Origin of the sequence: Aeromonas sp. 601027, assembly GCF_049174455.1 — a bacterium.
Taxonomy (GTDB): Bacteria; Pseudomonadota; Gammaproteobacteria; order Enterobacterales; family Aeromonadaceae; genus Aeromonas; species Aeromonas veronii_A.
This window is the reverse complement of record NZ_JAAKTN010000004.1, coordinates 84,966-109,190: the sequence shown is the minus strand read 5'-3', so window position 1 is coordinate 109,190 and position 24,225 is coordinate 84,966. Positions and strand designations below refer to the sequence as shown.

Here is a 24,225-nt window from a genome sequence, read left to right as displayed (position 1 = left end):
GGCTGTATAAGAATTCAAAACTGGAACAGGCAAGGTTAGTTATGTCGGTAGAACTGCTGGTTAACGTTACCCCCTCCGAAACCCGGGTCGCTCTGGTCGAAAACGGTCTGCTGCAGGAAGTGCATGTAGAGCGTCAGGCCAAACGCGGCATTGTCGGCAACATCTACAAAGGCAAGATAAGCCGGGTGCTCCCTGGCATGCAGGCAGCCTTCGTCGATATCGGCATGGACAAGGCGGCCTTTTTGCACGCCTCCGATATTGTGCCCCATACCGAGTGTGTGGCGGTGAAGGAGAAGGAGCAGTTCCAGGTCGGCAATATCGCCGAGCTGGTGCGTCAGGGGCAGGACATCATGGTGCAGGTGGTGAAAGACCCGCTGGGTACCAAGGGTGCCCGTCTCACTACCGATATCACCTTGCCTTCCCGCTATCTGGTCTTTATGCCGGGCAGCGCTCACGTCGGCGTCTCCCAGCGAATCGAGTCCGAAGCGGAGCGGGAACGCCTCAAGCGCACCGTGGCCGGTTATGTGGATGAGCTGGGTGGCTACATCATCCGTACCGCCGCCGAAGGGGTGGGGGAGCAGGAGCTGGAGCAGGATGCCGCCTTCCTGAAGCGGCTGTGGCGCAAGATCCTCGAGCGCAAGCAGAAGTATCCCCCCTGCAAGATCCTCTACGAGGATCCCAGTCTGGCCTTTCGGGTGGTGCGCGATTTCGTCGGTGCAGAACTCGACAAGATCCGCGTCGACTCGCGCCAGAGCTTCGATCAGCTCAAGCGCTTCACCGAAGAGTACGTGCCTGAGCTGGCCAGCAAGCTGGAGTACTATCCCGGCGAGTCGCCCATCTTCGATCTCTATGACGTGGAGAACGAGATCCAGCGGGCGCTGGAGCGCAAGGTGGAGCTGAAATCCGGCGGCTACCTCATCATCGACCAGACCGAAGCCATGACCACGGTGGATATCAACACCGGCGCCTTTGTCGGCCACCGCAATCTGGAAGAGACCATCTTCAATACCAACGTCGAGGCGACGGCGGCCATCGCCCGTCATCTGCGCCTGCGCAATCTCGGCGGCATCATCATCATCGACTTCATCGACATGCAGTCGGAAGATCACCGCCGCCGGGTGCTGCACAGTCTGGAGCAGGCGCTGTCAAAGGATCGTGCCAAGACCAACGTCAACGGCTTCTCCCAGCTGGGTCTGGTAGAGATGACCCGCAAGCGCACCCGCGAGAGTCTGGAGCATGTGCTCTGCTCCGAGTGCCCCGAGTGCAAAGGGCGCGGCCGGGTCAAGACGGTGGAGTCGGTCTGCTTCGAGATCCTGCGGGAGATCATCCGGGTCAATCGTGCCTACGATGCGGATCAGTTCACCGTCTACGCAGCCCCTGCCGTGGCCGACTACCTCCATGGCGAGGAGTCCCACAGTCTGGCGGAGCTGGAAGTGTTTATCGGCAAACAGGTGCGGGTAGTGAGCGAACCCCTCTGTGGTCAGGAGCAGTTCGACGTGGTGATGATGTAATTGGTCTATCGCTGGCTGAGTCGGGGCTGGTTGGCCCTGGGGGTCCTGTTCGTACTGCTGGCCATGCTGGTCACCCTGGTACGGGTCGGAGGCCCTTTGCTGAATCAGTACCGGGAGAGCCTTATCAACTCTCTGCTCGGCGATTCGCAAATCAAGGTCAGCGTCGATCAGATTGGGCTGAGCTGGACACAGTCTGGCCCGGCCCTCGAGCTGCAACAGCTCGCCGTCGCCCCCGACTCCAAACGCTATACCGTCAAGCTCGGCAAGGCCTGGGTGCATCTCGACTTCTGGCGCACCATTAACGAGCTCAAGCCGGTGTTTGGCGAGCTGATCCTGAGCGATGGCGATATCACCATCGACTTGCGCCAACCGGCTGACGACAGCCCCTCCGGCGATCCCCAGCAGGGCGCCCTGCTGCGCTTTCTGCTGACCCAGCTATCTACCTTCGATGTGCACAACACCCGCCTCAGCGTCACCACCTCCCTCGGTGATCTGCGTGCTCTCGATATCGCCCAGCTGCGCTGGCAGAACCGTGGCAAGCGCCATCAGGGGGTTGGCAAGGCTTACCTCATCAACGGGGTGGGTGAGAGCACCCTCGATCTGATTCTGGATGTGGACGCCCCGACTGCTCGGCTCGATCGCCTCAAGGGTCAGCTCTATCTGGGGGCCCGCCAGCTCGATATCACCCCGACCCTGGCCAAGATCCATGCGGGCGAACCCAAGGTTGCCGGTCAGCTCGACTTCCAGCTCTGGAGCGAGTTTGACAGTGGCAAGCTGGGCAATACCCTGCTGGCGTTTGGCAACAACTACCTGATCTGGAAGGATCCCAAGAAAGGGGAGATGCACCGCTTCGGTCTCGATGGTGGCAAGATCCAGCTGCGCCGTGACGGCACTGACTGGCAACTGGCTAGCCACAACGTCACCTTCAAGCTGGATGGCAAACCCTGGTTGCAGAGCCGCTTGCAACTGGAACGGATCGGGGATCGGGTGCAGGGCTATCTGCCCAGTATTGAGTTCGACAAGATCACCCAGATCAGTCAGCTGGTCTCGGCGCTCTACCCCACACTCTGCGAGACCCTGCGCCAGACCAATCCGCAGGGGGCGGTGCAGGATCTGACGCTGCTGGCCAATGCCGACTGGCAGGATCTCTCCTTCAGTGGCCGCTTCAGCAAGGTGCGCCTCAAGGCCTGGCAAGATATACCCGGAATGCAGGATCTCAACGGCGAGTTCTGGCTTACCCCGACCGGTGGTAGCGCCAGACTGGCGCTGGCGAACGACAAGGTGGATCCCGCCCGTCACTTCAAGATGCCGATCCCGGTCGACAACTTCTCGGCCCGCCTCGACTGGTGGCGCGAGGAACAGGGCTGGGTGCTCTACGGTCAGGATATCGCGCTGGATAACCCGGATCTGACCCTGGCCAGCCGTTTCCGCCTCGATCTGTTCGAGCACCCTTTCCTCGCCCTGACCGGTCGCATCGATGTGAAGAATGCGGGCCATGCGGATCGCTACTTCCCGCTGCAGGCGATGGACAAGGGGCTGGTGGATTACCTGAGCGGCGCCATCAAGGGGGGCAAGGCCAAGGGGGCCGACCTGCTCTGGTATGGGGAGTTTCGGGATTTCCCCTACGACAATGGCAAGGGCATCTTCCAGGTGGCGGTGCCGCTGGAGCAGGCCACCTACGAGTTCTTCCCCGGCTGGCAACCGCTTACCGATCTGCAGATCGATCTCTTGTTCCAGAATGCCGGTCTCGATATGCGCAGCCGATCCACCAAACTCGGCAAGGCGAGCTCCGACTCGGTGCATGCCTGGATCCCGGATCTCTCCCCCGGCGCCCACCTCTATGTGGATGCCAAGGTGCAGGGGGAGGGCAAGGCCATCAGCGACTACCTGCAGGACTCCCCGCTGGGCAGTTCGGTAGGTCAGGCGCTGCGAGAGATCGAGATCCGCGGCCCGATGGCCGGTTCGGTCAAGCTCGATATTCCTCTCGATGGCGAGAGCGAGGTCAAGGCGAGCGGTGATGCCACCTTCAGCAACAACAAGGTGCGGGTCGCCAGTCTGGATCTGCCGCTGGAGAAGGTCGAGGGGCGGCTCGAATATGACAACGAACAGACCCGTTTCAGTAACCTCAAGGCGAGTTTGTGGAACCAGCCGCTGACCCTCGATTATCAGGGGCGCCAGCATCCGGACCACTATCAGGTCGACCTCGATTTCAAGGGACTGTGGGATAGCCGCCGCCAACCCGCCGCCATCTCTTCATTCGGCATTCTCAACGGCCGCAGCAACTGGGGCGGCAAGCTCGGGTTGACCTTGCCCGAGAGCAAGCCGTTCAGCTTCCAGCTGGCGCTCGACTCCAACCTGCAGGGGATGGGGCTGGATCTGCCGCTGCCTCTGGCCAAGAGCAGCGCCAGCCGGCTGCCGCTCAAGGTGATCGCCCGTGGCCGGGATGGCAGCGCCGACATTCGCGCCGTGCTGGGGGCTGATGTGGATATGCAGACCCGACTGGTTTACGGCGAAGGGGTGCCTTATCTCAGCCGGGTGCGGGTCGATGTGGGTCAGCCGGGTGCCCGGGTGCTGCGCGATGCCCCCATGCTGCTTGCCATCAACCAGCAGGAGGCTGACGTTGGCAGCTGGCTGGCACGACTCAAGCAGTGGCTGCCAGCGCAGAACCAGACCGGCAATGCGGTGGTTGGACCGGCCTTCTTGCCGCAGGAGTGGTGGGTGGATGGGCAGCTGGCTCGCGCCTATATCGGCAGTGCCACCCTCAAGGCGGTACGTTTCACCGTGGGGCCGACCAATCAGGCGACCGAGGTGATGATCGACAGCCCCGACGTGATGGGGGTGATCCGCCAGCCCGCAGTAGCCAATCGCCCGGTAGACGCCAAGTTTGCCCGCATCTTCTGGTCCGGCAAGAGTTCGGATCTCAGTCCGGATCCCGATGCCAGGCAGGATAACGCCATCATGGCCTCCATCCCCTGGCTGACATTCAGCTGCGTCGATTGCCGCTTTGGCGCATTGCCGCTCGGCGAAGTGAAAGGGGAGCTGGTGCCCGGCGCCAACAAGGTGACCCTCAAGGGACTGGATATGCGGCTGGCAGGTAGTCAGCTCACCGGCAGCGTCGACTGGCTGGCCGATGGCAATCGGATGGAGACCCGCGCCCGTGGCAAGCTGACTAGCAACAACAGCGAGCTGCTGCTCAAGCGGCTCGGCTACACCTCCCCCATCGGCGATGCCCCCGGCTCCCTCGCTTTTGATCTGAACTGGCAGGATGTGCCCTATCGCCCGAGCCTGCCGACTCTGGGGGGCAGTGCCAACTATCAGCTGGAGGGCGGCACCCTGCGCGAGGTCAACGACAAGGGAGCACGGCTGCTCTCCCTGCTCAGTCTCGACTCCCTGCTGCGCAAGCTGCGCCTCGATTTTCGCGATGTGTTCGACAAGGGTTTCTACTTCGAATCCATGTCTGCTTCTGCCACCATCAAGCAGGGGCAGGTCAGCAACAATGATTTCTATATGAAGGGGGCGGCAGGCAATCTGCGCGGCGAGGGGATCGCCGATTTGGTGCGCTGGCGGCTCGACTACGAGCTGAGCTTTTCCCCGAATCTGGGTGGCACCCTGCCGGTGGTGGCGGCCTTTTCCATCACGCCGATCACGGGTCTCTATGTGCTGGCCCTCTCCAAACTGCTGGAGCCGGTGGTGGATGTGGTGACCCGCATCGATTTTCGCATCTCGGGCCCGCTCGACGCACCCAAGCTGATCGAGGCGGGACGAGATCGCGCGCGCATCAAGCTCAACCAGCAGCAGAAAGAGGCGGTTGACGCCGTTGCCCCCGGCCTGCCGACCCAAGAGGTGACCCCTTTCCTGCTGAGCCCTAAACACGCGGGGCCCGCTCAGCGCTGAACGAGCGGCCCGGCACCATCACAAGGAGTGAGCCATGATCCGACATATCCTGCTGATCGCCTTCAAGCCGGGCACCCAGCCTGCCCAGATAGATGCGGTGCGTACCGCCTTTCTCGCCATTCCCCATCAGGTCAGCGGCGTGACCGCCATGGAGTGGGGGGAGAATGACAGCCCGGAGGGGAGGGATGATGGCTTTACCCACAGCGTGCTGATGACCTTCGCCGACGAAGCAGCCCGCCAGCGCTATCTGCCCCATCCGGATCACGATGCCCTCAAGGCCATCTTCCGCCCGGTGCTGGAGCGCATCATAGTGCTGGATTACACCCTGCAGGCGGGGGATGCTGTCACCGTCTGATGGCCCAAGCGACAAGGAGAACGTCATGTGGTTAGCCGCAATACAGCTGGTATCTGGCCGTCACTGGCAGGATAACCGGGAGCAGATCGCCGCCGAGCTGGCAGCCTTGCCAAAAGAGCGGCCGCTGCTGGTGCTGCTGCCGGAGAACTTTGCCCTGTTTGGCGAACGACAGGGCTATCTGGATGGTGCCGAGGCAATCGTCTCCGATCCCAGCGCCACTCTGAGCGGAGCAACGCCCATTCAACAACAACTGGCCGAATGGGCCCGCGATTATGGCATCTGGCTGGTGGCTGGGGCTATGCCGACCACCATCGCAGGTTCTGACCATATCCACACCAGCTCGCTGGTGTTTGACCCAAGTGGTGAGCTTAGGGGCCACTACCACAAGATCCACCTGTTCGACGTGGATGTGGCGGACAATCACGGTCGCTATCGGGAGTCGGAAACTTTCAGTGCTGGTCAGGACTGCGTGCTGGTGGACTCCCCCTTTGGTCCCCTCGGCCTCTCGATCTGTTATGATTTGCGCTTTCCCGAGCTCTACCGCCAGTTGACCCGTGCCGGTGCCCGCGTGCTGCTGGTGCCTGCCGCCTTTACCGCCGTGACAGGCGAGGCGCACTGGGAGCCGCTGCTGCGGGCTCGCGCCATCGAAAACCAGTGCTACGTAGTCGCGGCCAATCAGGGCGGCACTCACGAAACGGGGCGCCAGACCTGGGGCCACAGCATGGTGATCGACCCCTGGGGCCGGGTGCTGGCCAGCAAAGAGTCCGGGCGCGGCACAGTGCTGGCGAAGATGGAGCCCGGGCTTATCGACGAATTGAAACGCACCATGCCAGTGCTGCAACACGCCCGTTTGCTCTGATGGTGTGGTGAAAAATTGAAACGCAGCCGTTTGCCCGTGCTGGAGCATGCCCGTTTGTTGTGATGGTGTGGCTTGTTGCCAACCCGTCGGCAAGACGATTTAAAACAGCTCGTTACGAGAGTGGAGAAGAAGATTGAGTCTATTGAGCCAGGTTAGTGCCTCCCTGTTGGCCCCGAACGACCTCGACGAAGGGCGCCTGCAGCAGCTGCTCTGCAGCCTGATGAGCCATCAGGTGGAGTTCGGCGATCTCTATTTCCAGCGCAGCTGGCACGAGTCCTGGATGCTGGAAGATGGCATCGTCAAGGATGGCAGCTACAACATCGATCAGGGGGTCGGGGTGCGCGCCGTCAGCGGCGAGAAGACCGGTTTCGCCTACTCGGACGAGCTGAGCCTGCTGGCGTTGCAACAGTCGGTGACTGCCGCTCGCGGCATCGCCGCAGCAGGTGCTCACGGCAAGGTGAAGGCGTGGACTCGCACCGAAGCGAACCTGCTCTATCCGGCCATGGATCCGCTGCAGACCCTCGACAAGCACCAGAAGATCGCCCTACTGGAGCAGATGGACAAGTTCGCCAGAAGTCTGGACCCCGCCATCAATCAGGTGATGGCCTCCATCAGCGGCGTCTACGAAGAGGTGCTGGTGGCCGCCACCGACGGCACCCTGGCTGCCGATATTCGTCCGCTGGTGCGGCTGTCGGTGACCGTGATCGCCGAGAAGGGGGATCGCCGCGAGCGTGGCAGTGCCGGTGGCGGTGGCCGCTTTGGTTACGACTGGTTCCTCGAACTGGACGGGCTGGAGAGCCGCGCTTTTGGCTATGTGCGTGAAGCGGTGCGTCAGGCGCTGGTCAATCTGGAAGCCATCGACGCGCCAGCCGGCACCATGCCGGTGGTGCTGGGCTCCGGTTGGCCCGGCGTGCTGCTGCACGAGGCGGTAGGTCACGGTCTGGAGGGGGATTTCAACCGCAAGGGATCTTCCGCGTTTGCTGGCCGCATCGGCGAGCAGGTGGCCTCCAAGCACTGCACTATAGTCGACGACGGCACCCTGCCGGGTCGGCGCGGCTCCGTCAGCATAGATGACGAGGGGACGCCGGGTGGCTACAACGTGCTGATCGAGAACGGCATCCTCAAGGGCTATCTGCAAGACAAGCAGAACGCCCGTCTGATGGGGGTACCGCTCACCGGCAACGGGCGCCGCGAATCTTACGCCGCCATGCCGATGCCGCGCATGACCAACACCTACATGCTGGCGGGCCAGCATGATCCGGCTGAGATCATCGCCTCGGTGAAGAAGGGCATTTATGCCCCCAACTTCGGCGGCGGTCAGGTGGACATCACCTCCGGCAAGTTTGTCTTCTCCGCCTCCGAGGCTTACCTCATCGAAGATGGCAAGATCACCGCCCCCATCAAGGGGGCGACCCTGATCGGCAACGGCCCCGAGGCGATGAGCCAGGTCTCCATGGTGGGCAGCGATCTTGCGCTGGATCGCGGGGTCGGCATCTGCGGCAAGGAGGGGCAGAGCGTGCCGGTCGGTGTCGGCCAGCCCACCCTCAAACTGGATCAACTCACCGTGGGTGGCACCCAGTAAGCCTCGACGCAGAACAAGAACAGAGAGAAACCATGCTTACCCTGTCGAAAATATCCAATATCAGGAGCCAGCTCTCCCCCAGCGAGCTCAAGATTGCCGATTACATCCTCTCCTGTCCGGAACAGGTGACCCACTTCTCCTCTCAGGAGCTGGCCCAGCAGGCGGAGGTGAGCCAGTCGAGCATAGTGAAGTTCACCCAGAAGATCGGGTTCAAGGGCTTCACCGCCTTCAAGCTGGCGGTCAGCGAGGATCTGGGGCGCAAGCATGCCATCAAGACCGACAATGTCGGTGATCTCTACAATGGCATCGGGCGAGACGATGATCTGGAGACCATGGCCAAGAAGCTGGCGCAGGAGAAGATAAATTCTATCATCGAGACCACTCAGGCTCTCGACAGTGCTCTGCTGAAGCAGGTACTCGACACCATAGATGGCGCCGGGCGGGTACAGCTGGTGGGGATTGGCGGTTCGGCACTGACCGCCAAGGATCTCTGGTACAAGTTGCTCAAGATCGGTGTAACTACCCTGTTTGCCCAGGATAGCCATGTGCAGATCTCCATCGCCCAGACCCTGGGACCGGGTGATGTGCAGCTGGTCATCTCCTATTCTGGCGCCAGCCGTGATGTGCTGGCGGCGGCCGAGCTGGCCAAGCGCAATGGTGCCACCCTGATTGCCGTGACTTCGTTCCGGCAAACCCAGTTGCGCCAGATGGCCGACATGGTGCTGGATACGGTGGCGGAGGAGAACGAACTGCGTATCTCTTCCATCTCCTCCCGTACCGCCCAGAACACCATTACCGACATCCTGTTCCTCGGCCTGGTGCAGCGCAGAGACGAGCGAGCCTGGGCCCTGATTGACGGTACCCGGGATGCCATCGACCGACTCAACAAGGAGTGATGACTGCTCTCCCGCAGCATCATCCGTACAACAAAAAACCACCTGAACAGGTGGTTTTTTGTTGTCTGCTAGAGGTCAAGGGCCCAGCGGATAAAGGCTTTACGCCGCTTGGCATCGGCCGCCAGATAGAGTTCCCGCAGGGTGGCATCCGCCTGCTCCGGCGTAAGTGCCGAAGCTGTATGAGCGGTAGTTGCGGCTTGTGTTGCGAAAATGGGGGCCGGACTCACTGTTGGCGTATGGCTTGCCAGCAGGGCCTGGTAATCGGTGCCCAGACTATCCTGGTTGCGTGGCAGGGCTTGTAGTGCCAGCGGTTGTGAGGTGCCCTTGTCGTCACTCAGCAGCAGGGCCGGGCTGGCGGCAAACTGGCGGATAGCCGAGGAGCTGGTCAGCACCGGGGTGGTCAGTTGCAGCGTCCCTTGTGATGGTGCTGTAAGGGTAACCAGCAGAGGAGCCGAGGTCACGCGTCCCTGGCTCTCGTTGGTGGAGCGAGGGTCACTTGGGCTGTCAAAGCGGACCAGCAGTCGGGACTCTCCCGCCGGGAGCTCAATGATCCGGGTGAAGGCCGAGGGTTTGCCCTGTGGCGAGGCGAGCAGGGTGAGGGTATCGGCCAGCTCCAGTCGGGCGGCCGTGGCCGGTACGCTGAGCAGCAGGGCAAACAGGGGGGATAATAGTAGGGGAGAGAGCAGGGAGGATCGTGCCATCATAAGACTCCATGAAGGAGCCGGCCCGCAGGCCGGCAACCAGATCAGAATTCGTAGCGCAGGCCGAGGTGGTAGAAGCTCTCGCTGTTGCTGCTGCCACCAAAGCTGGTGATGGTGCTACCAGCCAGACCATCTTCACCATTGCGGATCACATAGGCGCTGTAGAGGGAAGATCGCGGGGTGAGCTTGTATTGCAGCTCCAGCGTAGTATCGCGCAGTGCCATCTGGTCGCCACCCTCGTTGACGAGGTGACGATAGCCTGCGCGGGCCGCCCACTTCTGGTTGATGTCATACACCGCGGTCAGTTCCCACACCTTGTCTTCACTGTCGGCACGGCCATCGCGATAGGTCACCTGATCCTTGCTATAGAGGGCACCCAACATCAGAGGGCCGAGATAGTAGCGGGTACCGATCCCTGCGAAGCGATACTCATCGGCATTGGGATCGACCTTGCTGCCACTGCTCTGGGCTGCTTTGGTCTGCTGATACGCCACGACCGGAGCCAGTTTGCCTGCATTGCCCAGATCGAAGGTGTAGCGCAGGGCGCCGTTGTAACCGTAATCAAGATCCGAGGTGCCGTTACCAAGGATGTAGGCGAGCGAGAGATCCAGATTGCCGAGGGTGTTCTGGTACTGCAGGGTGCCATCCTGACGGAACACCTGCACGGCGGTGGAGTCCACCTTGCTGGCCTGACGAGCCATGGAGACATCAGAGGCGGCAAACACATCGCCAATATCGGTGAACATGATGAGGCCGGAAGAGACGCGCCCGCCGGTCACCTTGCCCCACTGACCACCATCGATCCCTGCCCAGACGTAACGGGCAGTGAGGTCGCTGCTGTTCTTCTGCACGTTGTTGGCGTATTCGGCTGCATTGACCTGATATTGCGCCATGCCGATCACTGCGACATCGTCATTGACGGTCTGACGGGCGGTAAAGCCGATACGGCCATCGAAGTCACCCTGATCATTGCCGCTCTTCTTGTCGGAAATATTGAAGCCAAGACGGCCGTAGAGGTCGACGTTGGAGCCATCGTCAGCCTGATAGATGACGGCCGCATGAGCGGAACCTGTGCCGAGCAGTGCGGGAAGAACCAGAGCAAGCATGGATTTTTTCATTTTTTATCGTTCCTGTACGGGCTCTGTGCCAGAGCCGGGATGAGTTTGGCCATGACCCCGATTGCTCGGGGCCAGACCTTGGCTAGAAATCCGGAGGAGGGATTAACTCAGATCGACGTTCTTGCAGCCGAACATCAGGGTGAAGAGATAGCCGCCGAGGTAGGCGACGGCGAGGCCGACCGCATAGACCATCATGCCGGGGAAGATCCCCTGGGCGGAGGTCATCAGCGGCAGGGCGACGATACCGGAGGGGCCAAAGACGGTGTTGAGGCCGACCGGCAGACCCAGCCAGGAGATCAGGCCAACCACGAAGCCCCCCAGCGAACCACCGCAGCAGGCCGTGATAAAGGGTTTGACCCGCGGCAGGGTGACGCCGTAGATGAGCGGCTCACCGACCCCCAGAATGCCCGGAATGATGGTGCCCTTCACCTGAGTGCGCAGTAGGGAATCCTTGCCTGCCCGGCTGTAGAGCGCCAGCGCAGCCCCTACCTGTCCGGCACCGGCCAGCGCTAGGATAGGAAACAGGGAGTTGAAGCCCTGGGCATCCATCAGCGCAAAGTAGACGGGAACGAACCCCTGGTGGATGCCAAACATCACCGAGATGAGGAACAGGCCAGCCAGAATAGCGGTACCGAACGGGTTGCCATTGAGGTTGATGAAGAGCCAGGACATGCCGTTATAGAGCTGCACGCCGAGGGGCATGATCAGGATAAAGGTGACGGCTCCCATGATCAGCAGGGTGATGCAGGAAGTGAGGATCATATCCAGACTGTCCGGCATGTAGCGGCGAACCTGGCGCTCAACCGAAGCGCCTATGATGCAGGCGATCAGCACGCCGATGATGTTGCCGCGGGGATCGATCTGATGGCCGAAGAAGTCGGTGATACCGGAGTAGATGCCGCTGCTGGCCTGAGGGTCATAACCCATGACAAACAGAGAGGCGATGATGGCACCGTTGACGCCGGAGCCACCAAACGCCTTCTGGGCGTTGTAGCCGATCAGGATGCTGAGGAAGCTGAACAATCCCTTGCTGAAGAGCTTCATGTAGCCGACGAATTCGGCCAGCATGCCCCCTGTCTGCTGTCCTTCCAGCAACAGGGTCTGTTCGATAAGGGTGGCACAGCCGAGCAGCAGACCCGCAGCGATAAAACCGGGGATCAGCGGAGTGAAAATGGTGGCAAACTTGGCCAGGAAGCGGTGTGCCGCACTGCTCTGTTTCTGCTTCAGCGCCTGTTTGTTGGCGGCGGCGATGTCGCCAAGATCCGATGATTGCGGGCGGGGGGCGGTCAGTGTTCCCGCGTCTGCATTCAGCATGCCATTCATCATCTCGCAGGCAGTCTGGGCCTTGCCGGGGCCAAGCACTATCTGGAACTGATTGTCGCTTTCAATCACCCCCATCACCCCGGCAATCCGTTTGATAGTATCGCGGTCGGCATGCAGGCTGTCCGCCAGGCTCAGCCGCAAGCGGGTCATGCAGTGGCCACAGTTGGTGATGTTATCCCGGCCGCCGATGGCCTGGATGATCTGGCCAATCATGGTGTCAGTTATTTTTGCCATAAAGAACCCGGTCAGTCTGATGTGAGGGGGCGGATGCCCCCGCTTATGTTGTTATCCTGTCGCCATTGCTGGCGCGGCCAATGTGCGGTCGGCCGATTAATCTGTGCATTTGCTGATAAAGCCGCCGCTGCTTTTCAGCCGCTCTCGTGCTTCGCTGGCGGAGATATTGGCCAGGATCATCACGATGGCGGTCTTGCAATGGTTATCTGCGGCAGCAAGAGCCTGCTCGGCCGTGCCACGATCACATTCGGTTGCTTCCATGACGATGCGCTTCTGGCGCTCCACCAGTTTGGCGTTGGTCGCCTCCACATCCACCATCAGATTGCCGTAGACCTTGCCGGTACGGATCATGGCGCCGGTCGAGAGCATATTGAGGATCAGCTTCTGGGCTGTGCCCGCTTTCATGCGGGAGGAGCCGGTCACAATCTCGGGGCCGACCACGGCGACCATGCTGATGTCGGCCGCTTTGGCGAGCGGGCTGCCCGGGTTGCAGCTGATGCTGCACACTGTGGCACCCAGGCTCCTGGCATATTGCATGGCGCCCAGCACATAGGGGGTTCGCCCGCTGGCTGCGATACCCACCAGCACGTCGTGGGCACTGAAGTGGATATTTTTAAGATCGTTGGCACCGAGTTCTGCATCGTCTTCGGCATTCTCCACCGCCTGCAGTATGGCCTTGTGGCCCCCGGCAATCAGGCCGATGACCAGCTCGGCAGAGACCCCGTAGGTGGGCGGGCATTCGCTGGCGTCCAGGATGCCGAGGCGCCCGGAGGTGCCAGCCCCGATGTAGATCAGGCGGCCGCCTTTGCCAAATGCGGCTGCAATAGCATCGACCGCCTTGGCGATCTCGGGCAGCAGTTGGCCTACAGCCACTGCAACGTGTTGATCTTCTTGATTGATGATCCGCAGCATATCCAGAGTCGGGAGCTGATCGATCTCGATGCTGGCTGGATTGCGGGTTTCGGTAATCATGCTTGATAGGTCAATGGTCATCGCTTCCTCTACTTCAGGTCGTCGCCATTCCCGGCGTAAATCATTCTTCTCGATGCGGGTCATCATGCTCGATTTTTGATTTTTATTATGAGATTGGTGTCGCATAATTAATTATTCCAGTTATTTTCTTTTTAAAGGAGGTAAAATTCCATCAGAGGAGCATAGAGAGAAGAGGGAGTGACAGGGGGATTGGCTAGCCTGCTTGATGGACATGCAACAAAAAGCCCCGGTCAGTAGGCCGGGGCTTGCAGAATCATCGGTGTTAATTGACCGAGATGGCGCGGGCGTCGATGAAGTAACGGGCTTTACCCTGTTTGTCGATCTGGATTTTGGCGAGCAGCCTCTCTTGCTGCCTGTGTTCCCACAGTTGTTCTATGTTGGCAAGAGCTGGATTGGCTATGCCGAGCACATTCAGGTATTCGTGAAACAGGCTATGACTGCCGATTTCGGTCAGCATCTTGGTCATATGGGCACTCTTCTGGAACAAGGGGGGCAGATACAAGATAGCCATGTCGAGCTGAATGAGTGCTGTACAAAAAACAAACAGGGCTTCTGGCAACAGCAGAGATAATGCGGGTCAGCGAGTGCGGGATCGCAGACAACAAAAAGCCCCGTTCGGTGGAGCGGGGCTGGCTGGTTATTCGGTATCAGTTGATGGATATGGCGCGAGCATCGATGAAGTAACGGGCATTGCCCTGCTTATCGATCTGGATTTTGGCGACCAGCTGCTCCCGCTTTTTATATTCCCAGTGTTGCTCAATCTTGGCGAGGGATGGGCTCGCAATCCCAACCACGTTCAGGTACTCGTGAAACAGGCTATGGCTCCCTATTTCGGTCAGTATCTTCTCCATCTGCATACTCTCCTGAAGTTGAGTGGGTATTCATCAACAAACCTATCAGCGTCCGTCTGAATAAAGTCTGTATAAAAAACAAACTAACCCATTTTTGTGTCAATAACATGATCAGGAACAAGATCAGTGCAGATCGTCAGGGACTTTTTGATACCGTTTTCAATCAGGGCTGACGGGCTTTTGCGGCAACTGATCAAACGTGCCGGAAGCCTGCGGTAGCGCCGGTGCGGTTTGCACGGCCTGGCCACCGTGGAAGACCGGATCCTGTGCCACTTCCTTGATGCCGTTGATGCAAAACTGCATACCCATGCAGACCAGCAGGAAGCCCATGATGCGGGTCATGGCATCGATGCCGGTGGCGCCAAGGATCTTGCAGACCGGATCCGCCAGCTTCAAGACTCCCCAGCTGATCAGGCTCATCAGGGCAAACGCAGTGACCATGGCGCCATAGATGGTGAGGCGGTTGTACTCGTCAGGCAGCTCGGCAATCTGGGCTGCCCCGCTTATTACCAGCGCCATGGTGCCCGGCCCGCACATGCTGGGCATGGTGAGTGGTACGAAGGCGATGCTCTGGTTGATATCGACCCCGCTCTGCTGGCTGGGGGCGGGGAACAGCATGCGAAAGCCGATAAAGCCGATGATGAGCCCCCCGGCTAGGCGCAAACCCGGAATGGAGATACCGAACAGATCCAGAATCGAGGATCCGATAAAGAAAGTGATGCAGAGGGTGCAGAACAGATAGATGGCCGCCATATTGACCTGACGTCGCACATGTTCGCGCGACATCCCCTTGCTCAGCCCCAGCAGCAGGGTGGCCGTGGTAGGCGGATTGACCATGGGCAGCAACGCCAGCAAAGCGAGAAATACGACCTGAAAGAACATGTTGAGCCTCGGATAGCAGGGATGAATGGGAATACCTTGATCCAGGTGGTCACCTGACTCAAGAGGGAGGCTATCTTATGCTGGCGAAACTGAACATAAGCAGTACAAAAAAGCCCCGGCAGATACCGGGGCTTGTTGTTCGGGTCAGGCCGCTTGCGGTGCTTGCTGCTGCCGGATGGCCCGTTGCTGGAACCAGAGCCAAAGACCGATGGCGAAACCCAGCACCGACAGGCTCACCACATAGTGGGAGGGGGCCAGCATGTCGCTCTTCATCCATAGGGTCACCGCCATCGGGGTGAGGCCGCCGAAGATGGCGTAGGCCACGTTGTAGGAGAATGACAGACCGGAGAAACGCACCACCGGCGGGAAGGCGTTGACCATCACGTAAGGCACGGCGCCGACAATCCCGACCGCAAAGCCTGCCAGCATGTAGAGCGGCACCAGCTGGCTCGTACCGGCCGCCAGACCGTGATAGAAGGCGTAGCTGGAGCCCGCCAGCAGCAGGGAGCCGAACATGAAGGTGAGACCGCTGCCCAGCAGGTCGATCAGTCGACCATAAACGATGCAGCCGAGGGTCAGGGCCACGATCGCCAGCGAGTTGGCGGTCAGGGCGTCCGCCGGGCTGATGCCATAGACCTTCTGCAGATAGGTGGGGGTCATCAGGATCACCACCACGATACCGGCGGAGAGCAGCCAGGTGAGCAGCATGGAGACCACCACGCTGCTCTTGTGGTTGCGCAGCACCGACTTGAGGGGCAGCTCGTCAGCCAGGGTCTTGTTGGCCTTCATCTCGGCGAAAACCGGGGTCTCGTGCAACCAGCGACGCAGGTACATGGCGACGATGCCGAAGATACCGCCCAGCAGGAAGGGCACTCGCCAGCCCCAGTCACTCACTTCGGCCGGGGTCAGGCTCTTGTTGACCGCAGTGGCGATGAGGGAGCCGAGCAGGATGCCGGCCGTCAATCCCGCCGTGAGCGTACCGCAGGCGACCCCGACCTGACGGGCAGGAACGTGCTCGGCGACAAATACCCAGGCGCCCGGCACTTCACCGCCGATGGCGGCGCCTTGCAGGATCCGCAATCCCAGCAGGGCGATGGGGGCGCCGATGCCGAGCACCGCATAGGTGGGCAGCAGACCGATCAACAGGGTCGGCAGCGCCATCATGATGATGCTGAGGGTGAACATCCGCTTGCGACCGATGAGATCGCCAAAGTGGGCCATGATGATGCCGCCGAGCGGGCGGGCCAGATAACCGGCGGCGAAGATGCCGAAGGTCTGGAACTGGCGCAGCCACTCGGGAATGTCGGCCGGGAAGAACAGCTCGCCGATGACCACGGCGAAGAAGACGAAGATGATGAAGTCGTAAAACTCCAACGCACCGCCGAGGGCAGCCAGACTCAGAGTTTTGTAATCCTGTCGATTGAGGGGGCGGGCGTGATCGTGTTGTTGTGTGGTCGTGGTCATATCCGTATGTTTCCCATCGGTTTTTTTAGTTATTGTCACCCCGGACAAGGGGTATATACAGGTGATCGAGAGTATGCTGCCTGCCTCTTGTGTGTAAATCGCGCAATTCGCAACACTGTCTTGCATCTTTTTGGGGCAATCCGAGTGCCCCGCTGGCGGAGGAATGATGGAAAAGAAACGGGTACTGCTCTCCTGGAGCAGCGGCAAGGATTGCGCATGGGCTCTGCATCAGTTGCGGCAGGATCCCGCCATCGAGGTGGTGGGGCTGTTTACCACCCTCAATCAGGCATTCGAGCGGGTGGCGATGCACGGGGTGCGCAAGCAGCTGTTGACCGAACAGGCCGCCTGCGTCGGGCTGCCCCTCATCACCATCGATCTGCCCTGGCCCTGCAGCAACGAGGATTACGCCCGCATCATGACCGGCTTTATCGCCGATGTGGTGGCACAGGGGATCCGCCATATGGCCTTTGGCGACTTGTTCCTTGAGGATGTGCGCGCCTACCGTGAAAAGCAGCTGGCAGGCACCGGCATCGAACCACTGTTCCCGCTGTGGGGCAGCAATACCCGTGAACTGGCGTCGCAGATGGTGGCCGCTGGGTTGAAGGCGCGGATCAGTGCTCTCGACCCGAACAAGCTGGATGCCAGCCTGGGTGGCCACGATTTTGACGAGGCACTGCTGGCGGTGCTGCCGGCGGGGGTCGATCCGTGCGGCGAGAACGGCGAGTTTCACACTCTGGCCTGGGATGGTCCCATGTTTCTGCGCCCGCTGGCGATCTGCACGGGGGAGACGGTGGAGCGCGATGGTTTCATCTTCACTGACTTGTTGCCTGCTGATTCTAGCACCTAGTCGAGTTTGGCCTCCTGATCGCTCTTGTCGTCGTTGTAGCGCAGCGCGATCTCGTGAAACTGCACGTGGATGTGAGCGAAGGCATCCGTGATGTCGGGATCAAAATGGTTGCCCCTTCCCGCCAAAATAATGGGCACCACCTCTGCATGGGTCATGGCTGCCTTGTAACACCGCTTGCTGATCAAGGCATCGTACACATCTGCCAGCGCCATCAGTCGGGCCGAGAGGGGAATTTCATCTCCTATCAGACCGTAGGGGTAGCCGGTGCCATCCCACTTCTCGTGGTGGTAGCAGGCGATCTCCTTGGCCAGTCTCAGAAATTCCACCTCTACCCCCAGCGCTTCCTCGGCGTGGACTATGGCCTCCTTGCCAAGGGTGGAGTGGTGTTTCATCTGGGCGAACTCATCTTCATCGAGTTTGCCAGGTTTGAGCAGGATCCGGTCCGGTACGCCGACTTTGCCGATATCGTGCAGGGGGGCCGACTTGAACAGCAGCTCTATTGTCTTGGGGGTCAGCTCGGCACGAAAGCGAGGGTGCTCGCAGAGAGTTTCCGCCAATAGCTTCACATAATGCTGGGTGCGCAGAATGTGGTTGCCGGTCTCGTTGTCCCGGGTTTCGGCCAGAGAGGCGAGGGAGTGGATGGTGATGTTCTGGATCAGCTCGTTTTCTCGGGTGCGTCGTTCCACCTCCTGCTCCAGATAGGCATTTTGGTCATGTAGCAGATCCCGTGCCGCCTTCAGCTCAAGGTGGTTTCTGACGCGGGCCAGCACGATGGCGGGGGAGATCGGCTTGTGAATATAGTCCACGGCGCCGAGAGCCAGTCCATGTGCCTCGGCGCTCTCCTCTACCTTGGCAGTCAGAAAAATCACCGGAATATGCCGTGCCTGCGGCATCTCCTGCAGTGTCTGCATCACCTGATAACCATCCATCCCGGGCATCACGACATCAAGCAGGATCAAATCTACCCGGGAGTCTGATGACAGTATCTCCAGTGCCCGCTGGCCACTGATGGCGACCTTGACCCGGTATTGTGGGCTGAGCAAGGCGCTGAGCAATGAGAGGTTTTCAGGGGTGTCATCGACCACCAGCAGGGTGGGCTTGGTATCGGGATCCAGCAGGTTGAGCATGGTGGTGCCCTCACTCTTGGTTGAACAGATCGGGCCTGAGGGCCCGGACTCGTTGCAGATGTGCAAGTGCATCCGTAAAACGGAAGCCGGTAATGGCGTCAGCTATCCTGGATGCCGTCTCTCCCAGCACTCTCGTCAGCTGCTGCTGATGCTGCTGGAACAGGGTCAGAGCTCCGGCATCATCTTCCGCCAGCAGCCGGATCAGCTGCGCCAGCAGGGGCGCCAGGTCGACTTGTTCTTGCTCCGGCAGGTCGGCTGTGGTCTGGGTGGGTAGCAGGGCCTGTAGGCCATCGCTCAGTTGCTGCTGCATCTGCAGCCCCTGCTCCGCCAGTGGAAGCAGGCTGGTGGTGTCATCCCCCCGGGAGAGTGCACTCTCCAGCCTGGCCGAGATACCCCGCAGTGGTTCGGCGCCCAGAGTGGCGGTAATCCCCTTGAGGGTATGGGCCTGACGATGGGCCTCCTCCCGGTCGTTCTTCTGCAGGGCGGCGATCAGGCTCTGCATGGGCCGGGTGCCCTGTTGGGCAAATCGTTGCAGCAGATCCTGATACCACCCCCAGTTGTACATCAGCCGTTGCAGGGCGGCTTCGGCATTGAGTCCGAGCGCTCTTAACTGAGGCTGCAATGGCTGGTGCTGTGGTGAAGGTGCGCTCTTGGGTATTGCATCGGTTTCAACGCTGAAGGCAGGGGCCCAGCACTGCAGTGCGGCATAAAGCTTGTCGGGGTCGATGGGCTTGGCGATGTGGTCATCCATACCGGCCGCCAGACAGCGTTCCCGGTCACCGGCCATGACATTGGCCGTCATGGCGAGGATCGGAGTGTGGTGCCCTTCGCTCTCTTGCTGGCGCAACTGACGGGTGGCAGTCAGTCCATCCATCACCGGCATCTGCATGTCCATCAGGATCAGGTCGTATGGTTGTTGCGCAGCCATTTCCAGAGCAATGGCACCATTGGCAGCAATGCTGACGTCGATGCCCGCCGCTCGCAGCAGTTCCATGGCCACCTGCTGATTCAGCTCGTTGTCTTCTGCCAGCAGTATACGGAGTCCCTCGAAGCGATAGTTGTGGGTAGGCTGGGTGGGCTTCAAGGCAGTCGCCGTGGTTTGCTGGCCGAACAGCCCAATGATGGTATCAAACAACACAGAGGCACAGACTGGTTTGACCAGCACCCTATCAAAGCCGGCGGCCTCTGCTTCGCGAAAAATCTCTTCCCGCCCATAACCTGTCACCATGACCCGATAAAGCCGCTTGCCAAGGCCGCGGGCGATGAGGCGGCGCCCCGTCTCTATGCCATCCAGCCCGGGCATGTGCCAATCCAGCAGCACCACCTCGTAGGCGTTACCTTCCTGCTCGGCACAGGCGATCATCTGCAGCCCTTGCTGACCCGATTCGGCGGTGTCGACCACGAAACTCATGCTGCGCAGCAGGGCAGCCAGTATGGTGCGGGCGCTGGCACTGTCGTCGACCACCAGTATGCGGCGGCCACGCAGATCCAGACTTGGCAGATAGCGTGAGCGGTATCTGCCGCGGCCGAGTCGGGCAGTAAACCAGAAAGTGCTTCCCTTGCCCGGTTCGCTCTGCACGCCGACCTCCCCTCCCATCAGTGCCGCCAGTTCGCGGGAGATGGCGAGCCCGAGGCCGGTGCCGCCGTATTTGCGGGTGGTGGAGCTGTCCGCCTGCTGGAAAGACTGGAACAGCCGTTGCTGCTGCTCCTGGCTCATGCCGATCCCCGTGTCCTGCACCGAGCAGTGCAACAGCACCTCTTGCGGTCGTTTCTCCAGACAAGTGACCTTGACCAGTATCTCCCCCTGCTCGGTGAATTTGACTGCGTTGTTGGCGTAGTTGATCAGGATCTGGCCGAGCCGCAGGGGATCGCCATAGAGCAGGGTGTCTAGCTGGTGATCGACCTCGAACAGCAGTTCTATGCCTTTGGCTTCGGCCTTCTCGCCCACCAGGGTTGCCAGATTTTCCAGCACATGGTCGAGATCGAACTCGATCTGCTCCAGATCCAGCTTGCCCGCCTCGATCTTGGAGAAGTCGAGGATATCGTTGATGATGCCGAGCAGGTGATGGGCCGAGCGCTGGATCTTGCCCAGATAATCAGCCTGCTGCGAGTCGAGGCGTGTTTGCAGGGCGAGGTGGGCCATACCCAGAATGGCGTTCATCGGGGTGCGGATTTCATGGCTCATGTTGGCGAGAAAATCGCTTTTGGCCCGGGTTGCGCTTTCTGCCAGCTCATAGGCCTGCTCCAGCTCCTGATTCTTGGTCTGCATCACGGCGAACAGCTCATCCCGGGTCGGTTCAGCGAACTGCTGCTGCATCTGCAACAGCAGAGCGTCATCGGGCCAGTGTGGCAGGTGGCATACCAGAGCGATGGCGGTGTCAGCATGAGGAACCAGCCGGATGCTGCCATGGGTTGCACCGGGTGCGTTGTGCTGCAGTGGCTCGTCGGCCGAGAGGGAGACCCACAGCTCCCGCGTATTGCTCTCCAGCCAAAGCTGGAGTTGCAGTGAGTCGATGGTTGCCGTCAGCTGGCGCACCAGCTCCGAGGTGGTACCCGCCAGCGGCGCCACGAAGGTGGGGCTCTTGTCGATGCAGGTGAGCACCTGGATCACCTTGCGTCTGGCGGTGAGGGCTGCCGTCGGGCCAGAGAGCCTGATATCACCGATCAGCTGCCGCATCTAGCGCTCCTTCTCTGGTTGTACCCGCAGCACAATACAGCTCGCATCGTCGGTGCTGCGCCCACTATGGTCTATGACTTGACGGGCCAGAATGACGGGATCAGCCCCCAGATCCAGTGCGCCGTCACGCAGGTTGAGTGACTCGCTGATGCCATCCGAATAGAGCATCAGCAAATCCCCCGGCTTGATGGGCTGCCGTTGCAGCAAGGGGGTGGGGAAGCGCTCCCCCAGCACCCCATCACGGGAGATACCGCGCCAGAGGTCATGGCCGCGCAGACAGATGCGGGTGTTGCCGATGCCGGCGTAGCTCAGTTCACCCCGTTCACTGTTGACCAGGGCTATGCCAGCGGCCGCTCCCCGGGTACCGATGCAGTGTTGGTGCAACAGCTGCAGCAGAGGTGCCGGCTCCTGTTCAGGGGTGTTTTGCAGCGCCTCTTGCAGTATCAGTGCCAGCTTGTTGGCCGAGGAGCCGTGGCCGCTGACATCGATCAGTACCAGCAAGACGCCGTCGGATGTGGGCCGGATAAAGACCAGATCGCCGGAGACCTTTTCCGGATAACAGGGTCTGTTTTCGCTAGCCCAGACCAGTGTCAGACCTGCCTGCCCCCATTGTTGGGTGGGCGTGATGAGACGTGGGACCGAGGGTACAGAACCCAGCCATTTGCGCGCCTGCACCAGGGTGCCCCCTTCCGGCGGTGTGCTGATGGTGAGCTCTGACATCATGCGCCGCACGCCGGGCAGTCCCAGTCCCAGGGTGCCGGAAGTGCTGTAGTGATCCTGCAGGGCCTGATAGACATCCGATATGCCGGGCCCTTTGTCACGGGCGATGATGTCGATGCAGGATCTCCCCTTCGGGTGATGGAGCATCAGGGTGATCTCCCCCTGCCCGGCGTATTTCAGGATATTGCTGCCAAGTTCGGAGACCACGGTGGAGAGCATGGCGCGATCCACGTCGGATAGGTTGGCGATAAATGGGAGCCGACGAACCGACATCACAGCCAGGTGCAGATCGATATCGTGGCGTAGCGGATAGCTGGCCTCCCGGGTCGCATGCTCTTGTATCATGGCGGTTTACTCCTCACCCTGGAGGCGGCTGGCATGGGCAAAAGCGTCGTCCATGTCGATGAAGCAGCGCAGTGGCCCGGGCTGTGCCTCGGCTAGCGCCAGAAATGCGGCGATCCCGGCATTTAGCCCTACCAGCAGGCAGGTGGCACCCAACAGACGGCACACCTCGGCAAGTTTGCAAACCTGTCTGAATTCATGGTGATCCAGTAGCATGACGCCGGAGAAGTCGAGCAAGACTGCATGGTGACGCCCGTGTACCAGTCGCTGGGAGAGGGCCTGCATCAGCATCTGCATGCCGTCGTCTCCGAGATCGGGGCGCATGCTGACTACTATGCAGTCGGCCATATCGGCGATGCCAAGATCGTTGTTGAGCTGCATGGTCATTGCCGCGACCTAGAGGGCTGAGCCAACCCGTTTGAGCGCTATTTCGAAGGCGTCTCTCAGGGTCGCTGTGGTACGGACGTCACCGACCGACACCCCCAGCTCCACCATGGTACGGGCAATGGCGGGGGAGACTCCCGAGATGATGGCTTCACAGCCCATAAACTGGGTCGCCTTGGTGATCTTGATCAGCTGGTTGGCGACGCCAGTGTCCACGGTGGCGACTCCGGCAATATCCAGCACAAAGACCCGGGCGCGGGTTTCGGCAATCTTGGTGAGCGACTTGTTCATCACGTCGGCAGTGCGCATGGAGTCGATGATCCCAACCAGTGGCAGCAGCAGGATCCCGTCCCAGATAGGGGTGACAGGGGTCGACATCTCTTGCAGAGACTTGTGCAGCTCCTCGCGCACTCTGGCGGCCTCTTCCGCTTCCACCATCGCCTGTTTGAGCTGGCGGTGCTGCTCCACCTGCGCCGTGATGTCGGTGGCAAACTTGACGATTTTACTGGGCTTGCCGTTCAGATCCAGCACGGGGTTGTAGGAGCCCTGGATCCATACCTCCTGTCCCTGCTTGTTCAGGCGGCAGAATTCGCCAGCCAGAAACTCGCCCCGGCGCAGCGTGTCCCAGAAGGCGAGGTAATCCGCCGACTGGGCGTAGTCTGGGTCAACCAGCAGCCTGTGGTGTTGCCCTTTCAGCTCTTCCAGCTGGTAACCCACTATGTCGAGAAAGCGTGGATTGGCATCCAGTATGGTGCCCTCCAGCGAAAACTCGACCTTGCCCATGACCCGGCTCAGCGCATTGAGCTGGCCCTCGAAGCTGGCCGTGAGCTGCTTCTGCCCGGTCAGATCCATGGCGTACAGAGTCATACGAGATAGTTGTCCATTGTCATCCAGAACCGGGCTGCAGGCTCCACGGATCCAGACATCCCGTCCCGGCTTGTCCAGCAGGTGAAGCTCGTCCTCCTGCGAGGAGCCGCTGCGCAGTGCGGCCTGAAAGGTGTCATGTGTGGCGGATTGCACCTGGTCCGGGGAGAGCAGCATGCCGTAGTGCTTGCCGGAGAGCTCATCTAGCGTGTAGCCCATGAGGCTCAGAAATCGCGGGTTGGCATCAAGGATCTGCCCCTCTGGCGAGAGTTCGAGCCGTACCAGCACCTGATCGAGGGTGTCTATCCCGGCATGATGAGTGGAAGGGGCCGAACCTGTGGTATTGGAAGAGGAAGTGTGCGCGTCCATGGCATCTCCAGAGAGAGTCGTTGATTTTGATATCAATAGCGGGTGTTAAGCAGTTATAGCCCACTCTGGCTCTTCCAGCCGATATCTAGGGTCAAAACAGGCTTGTCATATCCTGGTTGGTGGAGGCTTATCCCGGGCGGATAAAATGGGGGGCTAGCCACCAAGACCGAGACCGTGAGCCAGATCCTGCAGCAGACCATGAATATTCCGGCCGACCAGCTCAATCCGGTGA

20 protein-coding genes are annotated in these 24,225 nt (G+C 60.4%); 7 read left to right on the top strand and 13 right to left on the bottom strand.

The window, feature by feature from the left end; translation table 11 throughout:
- Positions 1-41 precede the first annotated feature (41 nt).
- The 6 genes from rng to G5193_RS07130 all read left to right on the top strand — a co-directional run bounded on the left by rng (position 42) and on the right by G5193_RS07130 (position 9,097).
- A complete protein-coding gene (gene rng, locus G5193_RS07155) occupies positions 42-1,511 on the top strand; it encodes a ribonuclease G (protein ID WP_005340056.1) in 1,470 nt (489 codons plus the stop codon).
- A complete protein-coding gene (locus G5193_RS07150; protein ID WP_421205597.1) occupies positions 1,512-5,405 on the top strand; it encodes a YhdP family protein in 3,894 nt (1,297 codons plus the stop codon). It abuts the gene before it with no gap.
- Positions 5,406-5,439: 34 nt separating this feature from the next.
- Positions 5,440-5,760: a Dabb family protein gene (locus tag G5193_RS07145; RefSeq protein ID WP_266134575.1), complete on the top strand. Its 321-nt coding sequence runs from the start codon at positions 5,440-5,442 to the stop codon at positions 5,758-5,760.
- 25 nt (positions 5,761-5,785) lie between these two features.
- The gene (locus G5193_RS07140; RefSeq protein ID WP_421205595.1) at positions 5,786-6,619 is read left to right on the top strand and encodes a carbon-nitrogen hydrolase family protein; all 834 of its coding nucleotides are present in this window, start codon (positions 5,786-5,788) and stop codon (positions 6,617-6,619) included.
- Between the two features lie 133 nt (positions 6,620-6,752).
- Positions 6,753-8,201, top strand: coding sequence for a metalloprotease TldD (gene tldD, locus G5193_RS07135; RefSeq protein ID WP_421205593.1), 1,449 nt, complete (start codon positions 6,753-6,755; stop codon positions 8,199-8,201).
- A gap of 32 nt (positions 8,202-8,233) precedes the next feature.
- On the top strand, positions 8,234-9,097 hold the full coding sequence (locus G5193_RS07130) for an SIS domain-containing protein (protein WP_108588468.1): 864 nt from the start codon (positions 8,234-8,236) through the stop codon (positions 9,095-9,097).
- Positions 9,098-9,165: 68 nt separating this feature from the next.
- Here the strand turns inward: G5193_RS07130 and G5193_RS07125 are convergent, their stop codons facing one another.
- From G5193_RS07125 to G5193_RS07090, 8 genes are all read right to left on the bottom strand, one after another.
- The gene (locus tag G5193_RS07125; protein WP_421205591.1) at positions 9,166-9,801 is read right to left on the bottom strand and encodes a DUF2057 family protein; all 636 of its coding nucleotides are present in this window, start codon (positions 9,799-9,801) and stop codon (positions 9,166-9,168) included.
- A gap of 41 nt (positions 9,802-9,842) precedes the next feature.
- A complete protein-coding gene (locus G5193_RS07120) occupies positions 9,843-10,916 on the bottom strand; it encodes a porin (protein ID WP_227341512.1) in 1,074 nt (357 codons plus the stop codon).
- Between the two features lie 102 nt (positions 10,917-11,018).
- Positions 11,019-12,473 carry a PTS N-acetylmuramic acid transporter subunit IIBC gene (gene murP / locus G5193_RS07115; protein ID WP_421205590.1) on the bottom strand — a complete coding sequence of 485 codons (1,455 nt, stop codon included), beginning with the start codon at positions 12,471-12,473 and terminating at the stop codon, positions 11,019-11,021.
- Between the two features lie 96 nt (positions 12,474-12,569).
- Positions 12,570-13,466, bottom strand: coding sequence for an N-acetylmuramic acid 6-phosphate etherase (gene murQ, locus G5193_RS07110; protein ID WP_227341511.1), 897 nt, complete (start codon positions 13,464-13,466; stop codon positions 12,570-12,572).
- Between the two features lie 262 nt (positions 13,467-13,728).
- On the bottom strand, positions 13,729-13,932 hold the full coding sequence (locus tag G5193_RS07105; RefSeq protein WP_041209699.1) for a hypothetical protein: 204 nt from the start codon (positions 13,930-13,932) through the stop codon (positions 13,729-13,731).
- Between the two features lie 181 nt (positions 13,933-14,113).
- A complete protein-coding gene (locus tag G5193_RS07100) occupies positions 14,114-14,317 on the bottom strand; it encodes a hypothetical protein (RefSeq protein WP_216952760.1) in 204 nt (67 codons plus the stop codon).
- A 159-nt stretch (positions 14,318-14,476) separates the two neighbouring features.
- Entirely contained in the window at positions 14,477-15,199 is a 723-nt protein-coding gene (locus G5193_RS07095; RefSeq protein ID WP_151287145.1) for a MarC family NAAT transporter, read from the bottom strand.
- A 144-nt stretch (positions 15,200-15,343) separates the two neighbouring features.
- Complete coding sequence (locus G5193_RS07090; RefSeq protein ID WP_421205588.1) at positions 15,344-16,663, bottom strand: MFS transporter; 1,320 nt, start codon at positions 16,661-16,663, stop codon at positions 15,344-15,346.
- 166 nt (positions 16,664-16,829) lie between these two features.
- Between G5193_RS07090 and G5193_RS07085 the strand changes: the two genes are divergently transcribed.
- Complete coding sequence (locus G5193_RS07085) at positions 16,830-17,510, top strand: ATP-binding protein (RefSeq protein ID WP_421205758.1); 681 nt, start codon at positions 16,830-16,832, stop codon at positions 17,508-17,510.
- On the opposite strand, the gene G5193_RS07080 is transcribed toward G5193_RS07085, so the two are convergent.
- The 5 genes from G5193_RS07080 to G5193_RS07060 are packed head-to-tail and all read right to left on the bottom strand — an operon-like array spanning position 17,507 to position 23,993.
- On the bottom strand, positions 17,507-18,709 hold the full coding sequence (locus G5193_RS07080; RefSeq protein ID WP_421205586.1) for an HD-GYP domain-containing protein: 1,203 nt from the start codon (positions 18,707-18,709) through the stop codon (positions 17,507-17,509). The two genes, G5193_RS07085 and G5193_RS07080, sit on opposite strands and share 4 nt — an antisense overlap.
- Complete coding sequence (locus tag G5193_RS07075) at positions 18,648-21,314, bottom strand: response regulator (RefSeq protein ID WP_421205585.1); 2,667 nt, start codon at positions 21,312-21,314, stop codon at positions 18,648-18,650. Before G5193_RS07075 ends, G5193_RS07080 begins: the two co-directional genes overlap by 62 nt.
- Positions 21,315-22,379, bottom strand: coding sequence for a SpoIIE family protein phosphatase (locus tag G5193_RS07070; RefSeq protein WP_421205583.1), 1,065 nt, complete (start codon positions 22,377-22,379; stop codon positions 21,315-21,317).
- 6 nt (positions 22,380-22,385) lie between these two features.
- On the bottom strand, positions 22,386-22,757 hold the full coding sequence (locus G5193_RS07065) for an anti-anti-sigma factor (RefSeq protein ID WP_421205756.1): 372 nt from the start codon (positions 22,755-22,757) through the stop codon (positions 22,386-22,388).
- 15 nt (positions 22,758-22,772) lie between these two features.
- Positions 22,773-23,993, bottom strand: coding sequence for a PAS domain-containing protein (locus tag G5193_RS07060; RefSeq protein WP_216952764.1), 1,221 nt, complete (start codon positions 23,991-23,993; stop codon positions 22,773-22,775).
- Positions 23,994-24,225 lie beyond the last annotated feature (232 nt).

Bases quoted from the DNA above. Each gene is read 5' to 3' on its own strand.
- rng (WP_005340056.1), top strand. From the start codon at position 42: ATGTCGGTAGAACTGCTGGTTAACGTTACCCCCTCCGAAACCCGGGTC.
- G5193_RS07145 (WP_266134575.1), top strand. From the start codon at position 5,440: ATGATCCGACATATCCTGCTGATCGCCTTCAAGCCGGGCACCCAGCCT.
- G5193_RS07140 (WP_421205595.1), top strand. From the start codon at position 5,786: ATGTGGTTAGCCGCAATACAGCTGGTATCTGGCCGTCACTGGCAGGAT.
- G5193_RS07130 (WP_108588468.1), top strand. From the start codon at position 8,234: ATGCTTACCCTGTCGAAAATATCCAATATCAGGAGCCAGCTCTCCCCC.
- G5193_RS07125 (WP_421205591.1), bottom strand. From the start codon at position 9,801: ATGATGGCACGATCCTCCCTGCTCTCTCCCCTACTATTATCCCCCCTG.
- G5193_RS07120 (WP_227341512.1), bottom strand. From the start codon at position 10,916: ATGAAAAAATCCATGCTTGCTCTGGTTCTTCCCGCACTGCTCGGCACA.
- murP (WP_421205590.1), bottom strand. From the start codon at position 12,473: ATGGCAAAAATAACTGACACCATGATTGGCCAGATCATCCAGGCCATC.
- murQ (WP_227341511.1), bottom strand. From the start codon at position 13,466: ATGACCATTGACCTATCAAGCATGATTACCGAAACCCGCAATCCAGCC.
- G5193_RS07105 (WP_041209699.1), bottom strand. From the start codon at position 13,932: ATGACCAAGATGCTGACCGAAATCGGCAGTCATAGCCTGTTTCACGAA.
- G5193_RS07100 (WP_216952760.1), bottom strand. From the start codon at position 14,317: ATGGAGAAGATACTGACCGAAATAGGGAGCCATAGCCTGTTTCACGAG.
- G5193_RS07095 (WP_151287145.1), bottom strand. From the start codon at position 15,199: ATGTTCTTTCAGGTCGTATTTCTCGCTTTGCTGGCGTTGCTGCCCATG.
- G5193_RS07090 (WP_421205588.1), bottom strand. From the start codon at position 16,663: ATGACCACGACCACACAACAACACGATCACGCCCGCCCCCTCAATCGA.
- G5193_RS07085 (WP_421205758.1), top strand. From the start codon at position 16,830: ATGGAAAAGAAACGGGTACTGCTCTCCTGGAGCAGCGGCAAGGATTGC.
- G5193_RS07080 (WP_421205586.1), bottom strand. From the start codon at position 18,709: ATGCACTTGCACATCTGCAACGAGTCCGGGCCCTCAGGCCCGATCTGT.
- G5193_RS07075 (WP_421205585.1), bottom strand. From the start codon at position 21,314: ATGCGGCAGCTGATCGGTGATATCAGGCTCTCTGGCCCGACGGCAGCC.
- G5193_RS07070 (WP_421205583.1), bottom strand. From the start codon at position 22,379: ATGATACAAGAGCATGCGACCCGGGAGGCCAGCTATCCGCTACGCCAC.
- G5193_RS07065 (WP_421205756.1), bottom strand. From the start codon at position 22,757: ATGCAGCTCAACAACGATCTTGGCATCGCCGATATGGCCGACTGCATA.
- G5193_RS07060 (WP_216952764.1), bottom strand. From the start codon at position 23,993: ATGGACGCGCACACTTCCTCTTCCAATACCACAGGTTCGGCCCCTTCC.